The organism is Micromonospora sp. NPDC004336, from assembly GCF_053602615.1.
Genome location: NZ_JBSGDY010000045.1, coordinates 18,077 through 36,048 on the forward strand (window position 1 = coordinate 18,077; position 17,972 = coordinate 36,048).

The following is a 17,972-nucleotide window of genomic DNA, read 5'->3' on the forward strand; positions in this document are numbered from 1 at the left end:
ACACCCCGGGACCAGGGGGCCTCGTCCGGCGGGGCGGCCGACCGGGAAGAATGGGCCCCATGGCGTACGACGCGGTGGTCCTGGTGTCCTTCGGCGGGCCGGAGCGGCCCGAGGACGTGATGCCGTTCCTGCAGAACGTGACCCGTGGGCGGGGCGTGCCCCCGGAGCGGTTGGCGGAGGTGGCCGAGCACTACCAGCACTTCGGCGGCGTCTCCCCGATCAACCAGCAGTGCCGGGAGCTGCTCGCGGCGATCCGGGAGGACTTCGCCGCGAACGGCATCGACCTGCCCGTCTACTGGGGCAACCGGAACTGGCACCCGATGCTCGCCGACACCCTGGCGCAGATGCGCGACGACGGCGTCCGGAACGCGCTGGCGTTCGTGACCAGCGCGTACGGTGGCTACTCCTCCTGCCGGCAGTACCAGGAGGACATCGCCGCCGCCCGCGCGGCGGTCGGCCCGGACGCCCCGCTGGTCGACAAGATCCGGCAGTTCTGGGATCACCCCGGCTTCGTCGAGCCGCACGCCGACGCGGTACGGGCGGCGCTGGGCCAGCTCGACCCGGCGAAGCGCGACAGCACCCGGCTGGTGTTCACCGCCCACTCGGTCCCGAACTCGATGGCCGCGAGCGCGGGCCCGCACGGCGGCCGGTACGAGGCGCAGCTCCACGAGGTCGCCCGGCTGGTCCACGCGGCGGCGGCCCCCGACCTGCCCTGGGACCTGGTCTGGCAGAGCCGCTCCGGCCCGCCGCAGGTGCCGTGGCTGGAGCCGGACGTCAACGACCACCTGGCCGCGCTCGCCGACAGCGGCACCACCAGCGTGGTGGTCAGCCCGATCGGGTTCATCTCCGACCACCTGGAGGTGGTGTGGGACCTGGACACCGAGGCGCGCCAGACGGCCGGGCAGCTCGGCCTCGACTTCGCCCGGGCCGGCACCCCGGGCACCGACCCCCGGTTCGTGGCGATGGTCCGCGAGCTGGTGCGGGAGCGGATCGAGCCGGACGGGGTGCACCTGCGCCGCCGCCTCGGCGAGCTGCCGATGTGGGACACCTGCCCGACGGTGTGCTGCGTCCCCGCCCGCCGCCCCACCGCCGCCCCCGCCGGGCAGCCCGCCTCCTGACCGCCGTCGGGCCCGGGGCGCCCACCGACCGTCGCGCCGGCCCCGCCGGCCGACCCGACACCCTGGAACGAGTCGAGATGCTGGACCGCAAGCCGGTGGAGAGCTGGCTCACCGACATGGACGGCGTGCTGGTGCACGAGGGCCAGCCCGTGCCCGGCGCCCCGGAGTTCGTCTCCCGGCTGCGCGCCTCGGGCAAGCCGTTCCTGGTGCTCACGAACAACTCGATCTACACGCCGCGGGACCTCACGGCCCGGCTGAGCCGGATGGGCCTCGACGTTCCCGAGCAGGCGATCTGGTCGTCCGCGCTGGCCACCGCCCAGTTCCTGGCCGACCAGCGGCCGGGCGGCACCGCGTACGTGATCGGGGAGGCCGGGCTGACCACGGCGCTGCACGCGGTCGGCTACGTGCTGACCGACTTCGCGCCGGACTACGTGGTGCTCGGCGAGACCCGCACCTACAGCTTCGAGGCGATCACCAAGGCGGTCCGGTTGATCAACGACGGGGCGCGGTTCATCTGCACCAATCCCGACGTGACCGGCCCGTCGGTGGAGGGCGCGCTGCCCGCCGCCGGCTCGGTGGCCGCGATGATCTCCAAGGCAACGGGGGTCGAGCCCTACTTCGTCGGCAAGCCCAATCCGATGATGATGCGCTCCGCGCTGAACACGATCAACGCGCACTCCGAGACGACCGCGATGATCGGCGACCGGATGGACACCGACATCCTGTGCGGGCTGGAGGCCGGCCTGGAGACGATCCTGGTGCTGACCGGGATCAGCAGCCGCGCCGAGGCGGAGCGCTACCCGTACCGTCCGTCGCGGATCGTCAACTCCGTCGCCGACCTGGTCGACGAGGTCTGACCGGCGGGCGCGCTCCGGGCGGGTCCGTGCGGGCGGTCGGCGGGCGACGCGGACCGACCGGACACGCCGCCCGCGCCGGCCTCCGGCGGACGGCGCGGCGACGCTCAGGGGCGCAGCGGGGCGTTGCAGGCGGCGACCAGCGCCTGCCGGCAGGCGGTGGTCAGCGGGCGCAGCGCGGCGTCGCGCTGCTGGGCCTCGTAGTTGTTGACAGCGCCGCCGGGCGCGGCGTGCCCGGCCAGCGCCAGCACCCGGTCGAGCACGGCGGCCCGGGCGAAGAGTCGCCGGGCCCGGGGGTCGAACCCGGGCGGCAGGTCGGTGGCGCCGTCCGGTCGGCGCAGCGCCTCCAGCGCCCCGGCCAGCTCGGGTCGCCACTGGGCGACGTCCAGGCGGGTCAGCGCGGCGGTGGTGTCGTGCAGGGCCGCCGCCAGCTCCGCCTCGGCCTCGGCCGCGCCGGGCAGCGTGAGCGAGGCGGCCGGGGCGTCGGCGGGCAGCGGGTAGACCCGCCAGAGCACCGTCTCGAAGGTGTCGCCGGAGCCGGAGGTGTGCGTGCGCACGTGCGGGATCAGCCCGAGGCTGCCGGCCACGACCGCCTCGCCGGCGAGCAGCGCCGCACCGGCGAAGTCGCCCGGGCCCGGCAGCCCGCGCGGGTCGCCCGGCGCGGGCAGCACCAGCCGGATCTCGTCCGGCGAGAGCTTGGCCAGGGTGGGCAGCGCCTGGGCCAGCGGGACGTCGGTCCAGGTGCCGGGCGCGTCGGCGACCAGGTGCTCCTCGTCGCCGGCGACGGCGTCGGCGACCTCGTCGAAGGGCACCAGCCCGGCGCGCCACGCGCGCACCCAGGCAACGAACCGGCTGGACCGGCGCGGCGCGAGAGTGGCCGCGCCCGCTGCGGGGGTGGACATGCCGAAAAGGGTACGTGGTCACCGCCGCCCCTGTCTCGACTGCCGCTCCGCCCGCCCACCGCCATATCGATCATGCGATCGTGATGGGCGGAACGTCGAACGTCGTGCCGGTGACCGAGGCGACCAGCGGCGTCGGCGCCCCGCGCCCGGGTGCCGCCGACCTCCCGCTCCCCGGCGCCGGCGGCCGTCGCGGCGTGTCGGATGCGGGGGTGCGGGCGGGCGGTTAGCTTCTCTGGCATGGGGCGGCGGTATGCGGACGACGTGTTGGCGGGGGACTGGCGGCGGCGGAAGGTCACGCCCGAGGTCGACGCCGAACCGGACCTCGTGGTCGAGGACGCCGACTCCGGTTTCTGCGGGGCGGTGGTCGGCTTCGAGTCCGGCGCGGTGGTGCTGGAGGACCGGCACGGCCGGCGGCGCAACTTCCCGCTGCTGCCGGCGGCGTTCCTGCTCGACGGGGAGCCGGTGACGCTGCGCCGACCCGCCCGCGCCCCCGTCCCGGCGGCCCGCCGGCGCACCGCCTCCGGCTCGATCGCCCTGGACGGCGTCCGTGCCCAGGTCGCCAAGGCCAGCCGGATCTGGGTGGAGGGCATCCACGACGCCGCCCTCGTCGAGCGGATCTGGGGCGACGACCTGCGCATCGAGGGCGTGGTGGTGGAGCCGCTGGACGGCATCGACGCGCTCGACGCCGAGGTGCGCGACTTCGCCCCCGGCCCCGGCCGCCGGCTCGGTGTGCTGGTCGACCACCTGGTCCCCGGCTCCAAGGAGAGCCGGATCGTGGCGAAGGTGACCTCCCCGCACGTGCTGGTCACCGGCCACCCGTACGTCGACGTGTGGCAGGCGGTCAAGCCGGCGGCGCTGGGCATCCGGGCGTGGCCGGTGGTGCCCCCGGGGCAGCCGTGGAAGGAGGGCGTCTGCGCGGCGCTCGGGGTGGCCGAGCCGGCCGACATGTGGCGGCACATCCTGTCCCGGGTCGACAGCTTCGCCGACGTGGAGACCCCGCTGATCAACGCGATGGAACGCCTGATCGACTTCGTCACCGAGCCCGCCTGAGCCCAGTTACGCCGAGGCCGAGGGCCCAGGCCGCGCCGGGCCGCCGCGCCCGCTCCGTGCCCGCCCTGCCCGCTCCCTCCGCCTGCCTGCAAGATCGTGCTCGATCCTGGATGTAGTGGCATCGGGTGGGTTGCGAGGGCACTACATCCAGGATCTGGCGTGATCTTGTGAGCCGCGGCGACGGGGTCAGGGCTCCTGGTCGGGGGTGCGGGTGAAGACGAAGGTGGCGATGTCCAGGGCCACGACCCGGCCGGCCTCGTCGCGCAGCACCGACAGGATCTCGCCGTTCTCCGGGCCGGAGCGGCCCCGCCAGCGGTCGGGCCCCGCCGGGGCGAACGCGCTCACCCGCTCCCCGCGTACGTAGACCACCAGCTCGCCGGCGCCCGGGTCCCAGGTGACGTCGAGCGAGGCGCCCATCCACCACCAGCGGCCGCTGATCTCCGCGACCTCGGCGGGCGGGGCGGTGGTGGCGGGCCGCCACGGGCGCGCAAGGGCCGGCTCGGCGTCCAGCACGGTGGTGAGGGCCCGCTGCGCGAGCCCGCCGATGCCGCCGGCGCGGAAGCCGTACGAGTTGGCGAAGCCGATCACGGCGGTGCGGGACGGCCGGTGCACGGTCAGGGCGGCCACGTAGCCGGGCATCGAGCCGCCGTGCCCGACGTACACCCGCTCGCCGCGACGGTAGAGCTCCAGGCCCAGGCCGTGCCCGCCGGTCCAGGAGTCGAGGTCGCTGATCACCACCGGGGCGCACATCTCGGTCAGCGTCCGCGCCGCCAGCACCTCCGGCGCCGGGTCGGCCAGGAACGCCGCCCACCTGGCCAGGTCCTCGGCGGTCGACCAGAGCTGCCCGGCCGGCGCCATCGCCCCGGTGTCGGTGCGCGGCTCCTCCCGCAGGGTGTCGTGCCAGGGGTGCACCACGTAGCCGCGGGCGAACGGCTCGGTGGCCGTGTACGTCGTGCGGCGCATGCCGAGCGGCTCCAGGAGGCGCTCGCGCAGCAGGTCGGCCCAGGTCGTGCCGGTGATCCGCTCCAGCACCCCGCCCAGCAGCCCGTACGCCAGGTTCGAGTAGTGGTAGGACCGGTGCGCGGGATAGGCGATCTTCTCGGAGGTCACCCCGGCCAGCAGCGTGCCCAGGTCCGGGCCCTCGGCGCGCTCCCACCAGGCCCCCTCCGGCTCGCGCTGCAACCCGCTGGCGTGGCCGAGCAGCTGCCGCAGCGTGAGGGCGCCGACGGGGGTGCCGGGCAGGTGGTCGCCCAGCGCGTCGTCGAGGGTCAGCCGGCCGGCGTCGCGCTCCTGCATGACGAGCACGGCGGTCATCGTCTTGCTGATCGAACCGATCCGGTACTGCAGGTCGGCGTCGGGGCGCGGGTGCTCGCCGGCGGTGGCGAGGTGGGTCAGCGCGCCGTCGCGTACCACGCCGATCACCAGCGACGGCGTGCGGCCGGCGGACTGCGCCTCGGCGACGAGGGCGTCGACCTGGCGGGCGGTGGCGGGCAGCAGGGGCACGGGGCGCTCCTCCCTCGGGGCCCGCGGGGCGGGCCGCTGGTGTGCCGACGGGCGGCCCGCAGGGGCGCCGACCGGTGTGCCACCGGACACCCGGTGGGCGCCGACGGCGTGCCGACGGGCGGCCGCAGGGGCGTCGCCGGCGTTCCGCAGAGCTTACTGATCTTCGAGGTTGGGTGGCGCGTGCACCGGCGTGTCACGATCGGGGGGTGGACGCCGTGCTCTGGATCGTGCTGGGCGTCGTGCTGGCGGTCGCCGAGATCTTCACCACGACGCTGTTCCTGATCATGTTCGCGGCCGGGGCCTTCGCCGCCGCCGGCGCCGCGGCCCTCGGCGCGCCGGTGGGCGTGCAGGCGATCGTCTTCGCGGCGGTGTCGGCGCTGACGGTGCTGGGCGTGCGGCCGACGCTGCGCCGGCACCGGCGCTCGGCGCTGGACAGCGGCGAGCAGGCCTTCGGCGTGGAGGCGATCGAGGGCAGCACGGCGCTGGTGCTGGAGCGGGTCGACGCCGGGCAGGGCATGGTCAAGATCGACGGTGAGCTGTGGCAGGCCCGCTCCTACGACGCGAGCCAGGCCTTCGCCCCGGGCGACCGGGTGCAGGTCATCCAGGTGCGGGGCGCCACCGCCCTGGTGTGGCGGGACGACGTTTCCCCTTCCGGCGAGCTACCCGAAGCGAAAAGGTGAGTACATGGAACTCGTGATCCCGGTCCTCCTGATGGCCATCGCGCTGATCGGGGTGATCACCCTGGCCAAGGCGGTGCGCATCGTGCCGCAGCAGCGCCAGGACGTGGTCGAGCGGCTGGGTCGTTACAAGCGCACGCTCAACCCGGGGCTGAACATCCTGGTCCCCTTCATCGACGCGGTGCGGACCAAGGTCGACATGCGCGAGCAGGTGGTCAGCTTCCCGCCGCAGCCGGTGATCACCTCCGACAACCTGGTGGTCTCGATCGACACGGTCCTCTACTTCAAGGTGGTCGACTCGGTCCGGGCCACGTACGAGATCTCCAACTTCCTCCAGGCCATTGAGCAGCTCACCGTGACCACGCTGCGTAACGTCATCGGCTCGCTCGACCTGGAGCGGGCGCTGACCAGCCGCGACCAGATCAACCGGCACCTCTCCGGGGTGCTGGACGAGACCACCGGCCGGTGGGGCATCAAGGTCACCCGGGTGGAACTCAAGGCGATCGAGCCGCCGCCGAGCATCCGCGACTCGATGGAGAAGCAGATGCGCGCCGAGCGGGACCGCCGCGCGGCGATCCTCAACGCCGAGGGGCACAAGCAGTCGCAGATCCTCACGGCCGAGGGCGAGAAGCAGGCCGCGGTGCTGCGCGCCGACGGTGACCGGCAGGCCCGGATCCTGCAGGCCGAGGGTCAGGCCAAGGCGATCAAGACGGTGTTCGACGCGATCCACCAGGCGAACCCGAGCCAGAAGGTGCTGGCCTACCAATACCTCCAGGCCCTGCCGCAGATCGCCAACGGCACCGCGAACAAGGTCTGGATCGTGCCGGCCGAGCTGACCAAGGCCCTGGAGGGGATGGGCGGCGCGCTCGGCGGGCTGAGCCGGATGGTCGGCGACGAGCCGGCGCCGGAGGCGGCCGGCGGCGCGAGCGAGGTCGAGCGCGAGGCGGCGGAGGCCGCGCGGGCCGCGGCGGCCGCCGCGCAGCAGATCCACGACGAGGTACGCGTCGCCGAGGCGCAGGCCACCGGCGGTACGCCGCAGGGGTTGCCGGCGCCGGAGCCGGTCTCCCCGGCGAGCCTGCTCAACGACCCGGCCGACCAGCGCGAGCGGGGCTGACCGGCCGGCGCCGATTGCCGGCGAGAATGTGAGAAAGACTCATGGGGCGCTCCGGTGCCTGCCACCATCGGTCCTAGGACGGGCGGTGACCAGGCATCGGGGCGCCCCGGCGCGTCCCGCACCGCTCGCGGACGAGCGAGGTGACGCATGAAGGATCCGGCGAAGCGGGTGTGGTCCTCGGCCCCGGTGCCCGGCGCGCACGACCCCACCGGGCCGCTCGGGAGCAGGCGTACCGGCGGCGGGTTCGGGGTGCTGCCGTTCGTCGGGGACCCGGGGCCGGCCGGGCCGGCCACCAACGCCAGTTGGGCCTGGTCGCTGCGCCGGCTCGCCCGGGCGGCGGTGTGGCTGCTTCCCGCGTACGCCGTGCTCTACGGCGTCGTGGCGATGGCCAGCGACGGCGGGGTGGGCAACGACCCGTACCCGGCCGACGGGCGGCCGCTCTACCTGGTGGGCTGGGTGGCGTCGGTCTGGCTCGGGCTGCTCGCGCTGCTGGCGCTGACCGGCATGCTGGCGGCGACCCGCAGCCGCCGGGCCGCCGTGGCGGGCCTGCTGGTGTCCATCGCCGGCACGGTGCTCATGCTGCCCTTCGCGGGGCTCGCGGAGCAGACCCCGGTCTTCGGCACCACCGCCCGCGCGCTCGTGCTCGTCGGGGCCACCTGTTACAGCCTGGGCTGGCTGCTGACCGGCTGGTCGGTGGCCCGGTCCGGGACGTTCAGCATCGGCGACGGCACGATGCTGATGATCGCCGCCCCGCTGCTGGGCGTCGGCGGCGCGCTGATCGGCTCGTTGCAGACCTTCGGGGCCATCTTCGTGCTGATCGCCGGCATCGGCATCGGCTACCGCTCCGGCCGCCTGATGCCCCGCGACATCGCCCGCGACGCCGCCAGCGCCAGCCTCGCCACGGCCGCCGCCCCGACCGGGCCGGGCCCGAACGGCCCGCTGGCCGCCGGCTGAGCGGCTCCCGCCGCCCGCCGCCGGGTGCGACCGCGCCCCGGTGCGGGTGGGGCGGCGGGGGGCGGTGGGGCGGCTGGGTGGGAGGCCGCTGGCAGCCGGCGGTGAACTTGCTGACAGGTGGCCCGCAGAGGTGGTCGGTTGGCGGCTTTCGTGGCAATCCTGGGGACCATGGCCCCACCCCGCTCGCCGCTGTCGCGGCTGTTCACCGTGCTGCTCGCCGGCGTGCTCGCCGGCCTGGTGCTGGCGGTCGCCGCGCTGCCGGGCAACCTGCTGTTCGGGTTCGCCGCCAAGGCCGCGGCGGGGTCGTACGCGGCGCTGCCCGAGGCGCTGCGCACCCCGGCGACGCCGCAGCGCTCCTACCTCTACGCCAACGACGGCAGGACGCTGATCACCACGTTCTACGACGTCAACCGCACCGACGTGCCGCTGGACGAGATCGCCCCGGTGATGCGGCAGGCGATCGTGGCGGCCGAGGACCGGCGGTTCTACGACCACGGCGGCGCGGACCTGCGCGGGCTGCTGCGGGCCGTGGTGTCGAACGCCTCCGGCGGGCAGCAGGGCGGCTCGACGCTGACCATGCAGTACGTCCGCAACGTGCTCAAGACCGACCCCGGCCGCACCGCCGAGCAGCGCGCCGCGGCCACCGAGCAGACCGTCGGGCGCAAGATCCAGGAGATCCGGTACGCCACGGCGCTGGAGCAGCGCCTGAGCAAGGACGAGATCCTCAACCGCTACCTGAACATCGCGTACTTCGGCTCCGGGGCGTACGGCATCGCGGCGGCCAGCCAGCGCTACTTCGCCAAGTCCCCGGCGGAGCTGACCCTCGGCGAGGCGGCCCTGCTCGCCGGCCTGGTGCAGTCGCCGGAGGCGTACAGCCCGATCGACGGCGACGCGGACGCGGCGCTGGAGCGGCGCGGCTACGTGCTGGACGCGATGGTGGAGACCGGCGCGATCGGCGCCGAGGAGGCGGCGCGGGCCCGGGCCGAGAAGCTGACGCTGCGTCCCACCGCCCAGCCCAACGGCTGCACCGCCGTCGCCGGGGGCCACGACGACTGGGGCTTCTTCTGCGACTACCTGCGGCAGTGGTGGCTCGCGCAGCCCGCGTTCGGCGAGACCGTCGAGGAGCGCGAGCAGGCCCTGCGCCGGGGCGGCTACACCGTGGTGACGTCGCTGGACCCGCAGGTCCAGGCCACCGCCCAGAAGCAGGCGACCGGCGTCTACTCCTACGACGACAAGCGCGCCCTGCCGATCGCCGCCGTCGAGCCGGGCACCGGCCGGGTGCTCGCCATGGCGGTCAACCGGCACTACAGCCTCGACGCCAACCCGGCCGGGCAGGACAACCGCCCCAACACCGTCAACCCGCTGATCTCCGGCGGCGACAGCGTCGACGGCTACCAGGCCGGGTCGACGTTCAAGCTGTTCACGATGCTCGCCGCGCTGGAGGCCGGCAAGCCCCTCGCGACCGGCTTCGACGCGCCGAGCCGGCTGCCCACCCGGTACGCCGCCGAGGGTGAGGGAAGCTGCGCGGGCCGGTGGTGCCCGGCCAACGCCAACCCGGAGTGGATGGACGGCTACCGGATGATGTGGGACGGCTTCGGCCGCTCGGTCAACACCTACTTCGTCTGGCTGGCCGAGCAGGTCGGGCATGAGAAGGTGGTGGAGATGGCGCAGCGCCTCGGCATCACCTTCCGGGCCGACGCCGACGCCGCCTTCGCCGAGAACGACGCCGCCAACTGGGGCTCGTTCACCCTGGGCGTGGCCGCCACCACCCCGCTCGACCTGGCCAACGCCTACGCCACGGTGGCGGCCGAGGGGAACTACTGCACGCCGCTGCCGGTGGTGTCGGTGACCGCCCCCGACGGCGAACGGGTGCCCGTGGGAGACCCGTCCTGCCGCCGGGTGCTCGACGCCGACGTGGCGCGGGCCGCCACCGACGCGGCGCGCTGCCCGGTGGGCCAGCAGTCCGCGTTCGGGCAGTGCGACGGCGGCACGGCCACCTCGGTGAACCGGATCCTCGACGGTCGCCCGGTCGCCGGCAAGACGGGCAGCTCGGAGCGGAACGCGACGGAGACCTTCGTCGGCTTCACCCCGCAGGTGGCGGTGGCCGGCATCGCCGCCAACCCGGACGACCCGACCGACTCGGTGGGCGCCGCGGTGCAGGCGAAGGTGATCGACGCGGTCGCCCGGGTCATCGCCACCGCCGTCGACGGAGAGCCGGAGAAGAGCTTCGCGGCCCCCGGCCGCGACCTCGTCGGTGACCCGCGCCGCCCGGTCGAGCGCCCTCGCGTCGAGCAGCGCCGCCCGACCGAGGAACGGCGGCCCTCGGACGAGCAGCGCCCGTCCGACCTGCGACGCTGGCTCGATCGTCGGGGCTGACGACCGCCCCGGGCCGGCCGGTGCCGTCGCCCGGCTGGCCGGGGAAAAATTTCCCGGAGAAATTTCCCCGGGGCTGTCGGATCCGGCGCCGCCGCTCCGACCCCCTGGCGAGAACGCCCACGAGGGGCGTACGACGCCAACGGGAGCAGGACCATGCGGAAGATCATCTACGGGATGCACCAGTCGCTGGACGGATTCATCGAGGGGCCGAACGGCGAGTTCGACTGGCCGCAGATGGGCCCGGAGCTGTCCGCCTTCTCGCTGGAGCAGTGCGGCCGGGCCGGCGCGTTCGTCTACGGCCGCCGGGTCTGGGAGTTCATGGCCGCCTACTGGCCGCAGGCGGAGTCGATCTCCGACCACCCGCACGACCTCGCGTTCGTGCCGCTCTGGCGGCGCACGCCCAAGGTGGTGATCTCGCGCACCCTCGCCGAGGCCGACCATGGCGCCCAGGTGGTCGGCGGCGGCGACCTCGCCAGGGAGGTCGCCGCGCTCAAGGAGCAGCCGGGCGGCGACCTGCTGCTCCTCGGTGGCGCCGAGGCCGCCGCCGCGCTGACCGAGCTCGGCCTGATCGACGAGTACCAGATCTTCGTGCACCCGGTGGTGCTGGGCGGCGGCAAGCCGGTCTTCTCGGCCACCGAGCGGCTGAAGCTGCAACTGGTGGAGTCGCGGGTCTTCGACGGCACCTCCGTGCTGCTGCGATACCACCGGGCCGGCTGACGCCGGCCGGGTCCGGGGGCGTCGCGGCGCGTCCGGCAGAATCGTGCGGGTGCCCGTCCACGAGATCACCGACCCGGACGACGACCGGATCGCCGACTACCGCGCGCTCACCGACGTCGAGCTGCGCACCCGCTGGGAGCCGCCGCACGGCCTGTTCATCGCCGAGGGTGAGCTGGTGCTGCGGCGGGCCCTGCGGGCCGGCTACCCGGCGCGGTCGTACCTGGTGGACGCCAAGCGGGTCGACCAGCTCGCCGACCTGGACACGGGCGACGCCCCCGTCTACGCGGCCACCCAGGACGTGCTGCGGCGGGCCACCGGCTTCCACGTGCACCGGGGCGTGCTGGCGTCGTTCCGGCGCAAGCCGCTGCCGGCCGCGGAGGAGGTGCTCGCCGCCGCCCGCCGGGTGGTCGTCCTGGAGGACGTCAACAACCACACCAACCTGGGCGCCATCTTCCGGGCGGTGGCCGCGCTCGGGGTGGACGCCGTGCTGCTCTCGCCGACCTGCGCCGACCCGCTCTACCGGCGCAGCGTACGGGTCAGCATGGGCGAGGTCTTCGCGATCCCGTACGCGAAGCTGGAGCCCTGGCCGGACGCGCTCGGCGACGTCCGCGCGGCCGGTTTCACGGTGCTGGCGATGACCCCGGCGCCGGACGCGATGCCGATCCAGCGGCTCGGCGCGGCGCAGCGGGCCCGGGCGGCGCTGCTCATGGGAGCCGAGGGCGCCGGCCTGACCCGGGCGGCGATCGACGCCAGCGACGCGCGGGTGGTGATCCCGATGCGGCGGGGCGTGGACTCGCTGAACGTGGCCGCCGCCACCGCCGTGGCCTGCTGGGAGCTGGGCCGCGACGATCCGGTCTAGGTCGGGCTCCCGGTGGGTTCGGCGATCCAGGGCGACCCGGCCAGCTGGGCGCCGTCCAACGTTCGCGGATCCAGACTCCAACGCCCGGCGAGCGTGAGCACGGTCTCCTCGTCCGGCCACGGGTCGTCGTCATCCTCGTCCCACGAGTCCCACCAGTCGTCGTCGGGGACGAGACCGACACCGAGCGCTTGTTCCTCAGGGGTCGGCTCACCTGCGTGGAACAGCACCTCGCCACGCTCGCCGAGGTAGGCGTATGCGCGGTCCACGATGCCGCCGCTCGCGCGACCCCAGCCGTGGTATTCCGCCACGCGGTGCGTCCCGAAGTACTGGACCTCGCCGAGGGACGCGCTCAGGCTCGCCAGCCATGGCCCGAACCGACTGTCGTCGGGGGCCTGCACCTCGATGGAGGCGGCGAGCGTCCAGCCCTCGACAGGCGGGGTCAGCAGCCACGCGCCCGCGTAGGCGGCCGCCACCGCGTCCTGCCACGTCGCAGGTGAGAGCGGGCCGAGACCCAACGACGCGGCCACCGACTCGGCGCTTCGGAGGCGCACCGCGAGCCACTCGATCTTGTACCCGAACCCGACCCCGGCTTCCATCGCTCAGAGGCTATTCGGGGAGGAATCACCCCAGCAAGCCTCGTTCGCGGACCCGGCCGAGGCCGGCTCGGCGTACGTCTGCCGTCTGGTCGTCCGCGCCTGCCGGCGTGGCGTTTGCATGGCCATGCGGCCTGGTGCATAATCTTTCCTGTGTCCAAGGTTCTCACCTCCCTGCCCATCGGTGAACGTGTCGGCATCGCCTTCTCCGGCGGCCTCGACACCTCGGTCGCGGTCGCGTGGATGCGCGACAAGGGTGCCGTTCCCTGCGCCTACACCGCCGACATCGGCCAGTACGACGAGCCCGACATCGACTCGGTGCCCGGTCGCGCGCTCAGCTACGGCGCCGAGGTCGCCCGGCTGGTCGACTGCCGCGCCGCCCTGGTCGAGGAGGGCCTGGCGGCGTTGACCTGCGGGGCGTTCCACATCCGCTCGGGCGGGCGGGCGTACTTCAACACCACGCCGCTGGGCCGGGCCGTGACCGGGACCCTGCTGGTGCGGGCGATGATCTCCGACGACGTCCAGATCTGGGGCGACGGGTCGACCTTCAAGGGCAACGACATCGAGCGGTTCTACCGCTACGGCCTGCTGGCAAACCCGCAGCTGCGCATCTACAAGCCGTGGCTCGACACCGACTTCGTCACCGAGCTGGGTGGGCGCAAGGAGATGTCGGAGTGGCTGCTCGAACGCGGCCTGCCGTACCGGGACAGCACCGAGAAGGCATACTCCACCGACGCCAACATCTGGGGTGCCACCCACGAGGCGAAGACCCTCGAACACCTCGACACCGGCATCGAGACGGTCGAGCCGATCATGGGCGTCAAGTTCTGGGACCCCTCGGTGGAGATCCCGACCGAGGACGTCACGATCGGCTTCGACCAGGGCCGCCCGGTGACGATCAACGGCAAGGAGTTCGGCAGCCCCGTCGACCTGGTGCTGGAGGCCAACGCCATCGGCGGCCGGCACGGCCTGGGCATGTCGGACCAGATCGAGAACCGCATCATCGAGGCCAAGAGCCGGGGCATCTACGAGGCGCCCGGCATGGCGCTGCTGCACGCCGCGTACGAGCGGCTGGTCAACGCCATCCACAACGAGGACACCCTGGCGAACTACCACAACGAGGGCCGCCGCCTCGGTCGGCTGATGTACGAGGGGCGCTGGCTGGACCCGCAGGCGCTGATGCTGCGCGAGTCGTTGCAGCGCTGGGTCGGCACGGCGGTCACCGGCGAGGTGACGCTGCGACTGCGCCGGGGCGAGGACTACTCGATCCTGGACACCACCGGCCCGGCGTTCAGCTACCACCCGGACAAGCTGTCGATGGAGCGTACCGAGGACTCGGCGTTCGGCCCGTCGGACCGGATCGGCCAGCTCACCATGCGCAACCTGGACATCGCCGACTCGCGGGCGAAGCTGGAGCAGTACGCCACCCTCGGCATGGTCGGCGGCGCGGCCCCCCAGCGGATGGTCGGCGCCGCGCAGGCAGCCTCCACCGGGCTGATCGGCGCGATGCCGCAGGGCGGCGCGGAGGCCATCGCCTCCCGCGGCATCCCGTCGGCCGAGGACGAGGCACTCGACCGCGCCGCCATGGAGTTCGGTGTCGACTGAGCGGCGCCCCGGGCGGGAGTCGGCGGGGTCGTAGGCTGTGATCATGACGGCCTCCGCCGACGCGAGCCTCCGTCCCTTCCGGGTCGACATCCCGCAGCACGTCCTCGACGACCTGCACGAGCGGCTCGACCGCACCAGGTGGCCCGACGAGCTGCCGGGGGTGGGCTGGGAGTACGGCGTCCCTCGGGACCACCTCATGGAGCTGGCGCGCCACTGGCGGCACGGGTACGACTGGCGGGCCGCCGAGGCGCAGCTCAACGAGTGGCCGCAGTTCGTCACCACGATCGACGGGGCGGACGTCCACTTCGCGCACGTCCGGTCCCCGGAGCCGGACGCGACCCCGCTGCTCGTCACGCACGGCTGGCCCGGCTCGATCGTCGAGTTCACGAGGATCGCCGGGCCGCTGACCGACCCGCGGGCGCATGGCGGCGACCCGTCCGACGCCTTCCACCTGGTCATGCCGAGCATCCCGGGGTTCGGCTTCTCCGGGCCGACGCGGGAGACCGGCTGGGAGTTCCGGCGGGTCAGCGCGGCCTTCGCCGAGCCGATGCGACGTCTCGGCTACCAGCGGTACGGCGTGCAGGGCGGTGACTGGGGCTCGCTCATCTCCCGCGAACTCGGCCGCACCCGCACCGACGAGGTCATCGGCGTACACCTGAACCTGCTGCCGCGCTCGGCCGCGACGGAGGAGCCCGACGCCGAGCTGCTCGCCCGGTTGAGCCCGGCGGAGCGGGAACGGACGCTGGCCTCGTGGCGGCGCACGCAGGAATGGGACCGCGACAGCGGCGGCTACGCGGCCATCCAGTCCACGCGGCCGCAGACGCTCGCCTACGGCCTGACCGACTCGCCGGTCGGGCAGCTGGCCTGGATCGCGGAGAAGTTCGAGGAGTGGACGGACTCGGCGAACCGCCCCGAGGACGCGATCGACCGCGACCACCTGCTGACCAACGTCATGCTCTACTGGCTCACCGGGACGGCCGGCTCGTCCGCCCGCCTCTACTACGAGCGGGCGCACTCGGACTACTTCCGGTCGCCGCCCGAGCCGTCGGCCGCGCCCACCGCGCTGGCCGTCTTCCCTCGGGACAACTTCATTCCGCTGCGGCACATCGCCGAGCAGACGAACAACATCGTGCGGTGGACCGAGTTCGACCGGGGCGGGCACTTCGCCGCGATGGAGGCCCCCGACCTGCTGGTCGGCGACATCCGGGAGTTCTTCCGGCAGCTCCGCGCGGGGACGTCCGACTGATCGAGCGGTCGAGAATCCAAGATCTGCCTGAAGTAGACATTCGCTTACCCGACACACTCGGGCGGCATCGCAGCGGTGGCCAGCCTGCTGCGACGCGGGCCCGTCGCGATATCGTGCGCCGCCGGCCTCAAGAGGAAGCGTGGAGCATGACGACAACGCCCAAGAGTGGCGCCCTTCGCGCCGCGAAGGCCAACGCTATGGTCCTGGCGGCCCTGCTTGCGGCTGGCTGCACACGGCCGACGGACACCGGGGAGTCACGGCCTGTCGCCGGCCACTCGCCCAGCAGCAGCCCCAGTACCGTTCCGATGCGACTCGACGCGCCCGAGACGCTGCTCGACGGCTGGAACGAATCGATCGACCGACAACTGCACAACATGACCAAGCAGAACATCGGCGGCTTCAAAAGACTTCTCCAGGGTGAACCGACCAGCGCCGTGGGTACCGCCTACGTAGCAGGGAAGGAGAAGTATTCAGCGGAGCTCGGGATTCATCGACCTGACGACAGCCGGTTCGTGCTTGTCAGCGGGGTCTCCGGCACTGTTGTCGCACCGGAAACGACGCTCGACGCCGTGTTCGGCGCGCTGACGGCGGTCGTCGACGTAAGACCGGTCGCGCCGGGACCGCTGGGCGGGACAGCACGCTGCGGCACCAGCAAGAACGCCGGCATCCGCGTCGAAGTCTGCGGGTGGGCCTCCCCGTACGTCATTGGCATGATCCACTTCGGAGGCTTCAAGCCAACCGACAATCCGAGCAGGCTGTTCACGCAGGTGCGCGCACAGGTCGAGCACCCGACATCGTGACCCGTGGCTGACACGGCCGACCGGCTGACCCCCGCGGGGCCCAGGTGGGCTGTTCGGCTCCCGCGATAACGCCCATCTTCCGGCCGGGTCTCGGCAGCGGTCGTCGCACCGGCTTGTACACACCTGGCGGCACGAACCCGGGACGGGGCGGCTGCCCGTGCGGAATCGACGTCACGGACGGTAGCGTGTCGCCCGTGTTCCCCACCGTCCGTGAGGTCCTCGCGCTGGATCCCGTCCGCCACGGCGCCCCGCGCCTGGTCGCCGGGGACGTCGGGCTCGACCGTCCGGTGCGCTGGCTGCACGTGGCGGAGGTGCCCGACATCGCCACCCTGCTCAGGGGCGGTGAGCTGGTGCTCACCACCGGCATCGGGCTGCCCGCCGACGACGCCGGGCTGCGCGCCTTCATCGGCGACCTGGCCGACGTCGGGGTCGCGGGGCTGGTCGTCGAGCTGGGGCGCCGGTACGTCAGCGGGGTCCCCCGGGTGATGGCTGCCGTCGCCGAGCGTCGCGGGCTGCCGCTGGTCGAGCTGCGGCGGGCCACCCCGTTCGTCCGCGTCACCGAGGCGGTGCACGCGCTGATCGTCGACGCCCAGCTCACCGAGCTGCGGGCGACCGAGGAGATCCACCAGCGCTTCACCGAACTGTCGGTGGAGGGCGCCGGCCCCGGCGAGGTGGTCCGGCAGGCCGCCGAGCTGTCCGGCTGCCCCGTGGTGCTGGAGAACCTGGCCCGGCAGGTGCTCGCGTACGACCCGGCGGGGGAGAGCGCCGAGCTGCTGCTGGACGGCTGGGAGCAGCACTCCCGCCGGATCCGGCCGGCGGGTCGGACGGCGTACGACGTGGACAGCGGCTGGCTGGTCACCACCGTGGGCGCCCGCGGCCACGACTGGGGGCGGCTGCTGCTTCGCTGGCCGGGCGGGGGCGACCTGGCCGCCGGCCGGCGCGTGCTCGACCCGCCGGCCGACGACGGGACGACCGTCACCGGCGCGCCGCCGGTCGGGCCGCCCACCCGGCTGACGATCCTGGTGGAACGGGCCGCCTCGACGCTGGCCCTGGGCCGGCTGATCCGCCGCGACGCGGAGGGCCTGGAGCGGCAGATCCACCGTACGCTGCTGACCGCCCTGCTCGACCACTCCCGGCCGGTGGACGAGGTGGCCCTGCGGGCCCGGGCGCTGGGGGTGGTGCTGGAACGGCGGCACCTCGTCGGGGTGATGGTCCGGCACCGGGCCGACGATCCGGGGGAGAGCGGGCCGGCGGCCGAGGCCGTCCCGGCGGGCGAGCTGGGCGCGGGCGACCCGGAGGCGGGGCCGGCGCGGCTGCGGGACCTCGCCGAGGCGGTCGGTCAGGCGCTGCACGAGGCGAAGCTGGCCGGGCTGACCAGCGCCGTCGACGAGCACGCCGTCGGCGTGCTGCTCGCCCTGCCGGAACCGGCGGCCGAGGAGCGGGCGCTGGCCGCGTTCGCCGCCGCGCTGCGCCGGGCCCGCCCCGACGCTCCGGGCCGCCCCGGCGCTCCGGGCCGCCGGGACGCTCTGGGCCGTTCCGACGCTTCGGGCCGCCGGGACGCTCTGGGCCGTTCCGACGCTTCGGGCCGCCGGGACGCTCTGGGC

At 73.9% G+C, this 17,972-nt stretch carries 15 protein-coding genes and 1 pseudogene; 13 read left to right on the forward strand and 3 right to left on the reverse strand.

All coding sequences use genetic code 11. The features are described from left to right. Positions 1 to 59 precede the first annotated feature (59 nt). Together ACWENR_RS12640 and ACWENR_RS12645 are read left to right on the forward strand one after the other, a co-directional pair. Positions 60 to 1,118, forward strand: coding sequence for a ferrochelatase (locus tag ACWENR_RS12640; protein ID WP_452277124.1), 1,059 nt, complete (start codon positions 60 to 62; stop codon positions 1,116 to 1,118). Beyond that, positions 1,040 to 1,975, forward strand: coding sequence for an HAD-IIA family hydrolase (locus ACWENR_RS12645; protein WP_452277125.1), 936 nt, complete (start codon positions 1,040 to 1,042; stop codon positions 1,973 to 1,975). Before ACWENR_RS12640 ends, ACWENR_RS12645 begins: the two co-directional genes overlap by 79 nt. 104 nt (positions 1,976 to 2,079) lie before the next feature. Here the strand turns inward: ACWENR_RS12645 and ACWENR_RS12650 are convergent, their stop codons facing one another. Further along, a complete protein-coding gene (locus ACWENR_RS12650) occupies positions 2,080 to 2,874 on the reverse strand; it encodes a hypothetical protein (protein ID WP_452277126.1) in 795 nt (264 codons plus the stop codon). A gap of 237 nt (positions 2,875 to 3,111) precedes the next feature. Between ACWENR_RS12650 and ACWENR_RS12655 the strand changes: the two genes are divergently transcribed. Beyond that, positions 3,112 to 3,924 carry a DUF3097 domain-containing protein gene (locus ACWENR_RS12655; protein WP_452277127.1) on the forward strand — a complete coding sequence of 271 codons (813 nt, stop codon included), beginning with the start codon at positions 3,112 to 3,114 and terminating at the stop codon, positions 3,922 to 3,924. Between the two features lie 186 nt (positions 3,925 to 4,110). On the opposite strand, the gene ACWENR_RS12660 is transcribed toward ACWENR_RS12655, so the two are convergent. Beyond that, complete coding sequence (locus tag ACWENR_RS12660) at positions 4,111 to 5,427, reverse strand: serine hydrolase domain-containing protein (protein WP_452277128.1); 1,317 nt, start codon at positions 5,425 to 5,427, stop codon at positions 4,111 to 4,113. A gap of 206 nt (positions 5,428 to 5,633) precedes the next feature. Here ACWENR_RS12660 and ACWENR_RS12665 point away from each other — a divergent pair, with 206 nt between their 5' ends. The 6 genes and pseudogenes from ACWENR_RS12665 to ACWENR_RS12690 all read left to right on the forward strand — a co-directional run. After that, a complete protein-coding gene (locus ACWENR_RS12665) occupies positions 5,634 to 6,107 on the forward strand; it encodes an NfeD family protein (protein WP_452277129.1) in 474 nt (157 codons plus the stop codon). Positions 6,108 to 6,111: 4 nt separating this feature from the next. Further along, positions 6,112 to 7,218 carry an SPFH domain-containing protein gene (locus tag ACWENR_RS12670; protein ID WP_452277130.1) on the forward strand — a complete coding sequence of 369 codons (1,107 nt, stop codon included), beginning with the start codon at positions 6,112 to 6,114 and terminating at the stop codon, positions 7,216 to 7,218. 147 nt (positions 7,219 to 7,365) lie between these two features. Continuing rightward, the gene (locus ACWENR_RS12675) at positions 7,366 to 8,172 is read left to right on the forward strand and encodes a hypothetical protein (protein ID WP_452277131.1); all 807 of its coding nucleotides are present in this window, start codon (positions 7,366 to 7,368) and stop codon (positions 8,170 to 8,172) included. Between the two features lie 168 nt (positions 8,173 to 8,340). Next, positions 8,341 to 10,548, forward strand: a complete 2,208-nt coding sequence (locus ACWENR_RS12680) for a transglycosylase domain-containing protein (RefSeq protein ID WP_452277132.1) — start codon at positions 8,341 to 8,343, stop codon at positions 10,546 to 10,548. A 153-nt stretch (positions 10,549 to 10,701) separates the two neighbouring features. Beyond that, a complete protein-coding gene (locus ACWENR_RS12685) occupies positions 10,702 to 11,265 on the forward strand; it encodes a dihydrofolate reductase family protein (protein WP_452277133.1) in 564 nt (187 codons plus the stop codon). Between the two features lie 9 nt (positions 11,266 to 11,274). Then, a pseudogene (locus ACWENR_RS12690) lies at positions 11,275 to 12,124 on the forward strand (TrmH family RNA methyltransferase); the annotation flags it as partial. Here the strand turns inward: ACWENR_RS12690 and ACWENR_RS12695 are convergent. After that, positions 12,121 to 12,720, reverse strand: a complete 600-nt coding sequence (locus ACWENR_RS12695) for a hypothetical protein (RefSeq protein ID WP_452277134.1) — start codon at positions 12,718 to 12,720, stop codon at positions 12,121 to 12,123. The pseudogene ACWENR_RS12690 and the gene ACWENR_RS12695 sit on opposite strands and share 4 nt — an antisense overlap. Before the next feature lie 150 nt (positions 12,721 to 12,870). On the opposite strand from ACWENR_RS12695, the gene argG reads away from it, so the two are divergent. The 4 genes from argG to ACWENR_RS12715 all read left to right on the forward strand — a co-directional run. Continuing rightward, positions 12,871 to 14,322: an argininosuccinate synthase gene (gene argG, locus ACWENR_RS12700; RefSeq protein WP_452277135.1), complete on the forward strand. Its 1,452-nt coding sequence runs from the start codon at positions 12,871 to 12,873 to the stop codon at positions 14,320 to 14,322. 43 nt (positions 14,323 to 14,365) lie between these two features. Then, positions 14,366 to 15,568, forward strand: a complete 1,203-nt coding sequence (locus tag ACWENR_RS12705) for an epoxide hydrolase family protein (RefSeq protein ID WP_452277136.1) — start codon at positions 14,366 to 14,368, stop codon at positions 15,566 to 15,568. A gap of 305 nt (positions 15,569 to 15,873) precedes the next feature. Next, on the forward strand, positions 15,874 to 16,368 hold the full coding sequence (locus ACWENR_RS12710) for a hypothetical protein (RefSeq protein ID WP_452277137.1): 495 nt from the start codon (positions 15,874 to 15,876) through the stop codon (positions 16,366 to 16,368). Between the two features lie 194 nt (positions 16,369 to 16,562). Then, a partial coding sequence (locus ACWENR_RS12715) for a PucR family transcriptional regulator ligand-binding domain-containing protein (protein WP_452277138.1) occupies positions 16,563 to 17,972 on the forward strand: 1,410 nt, incomplete at its 3' end.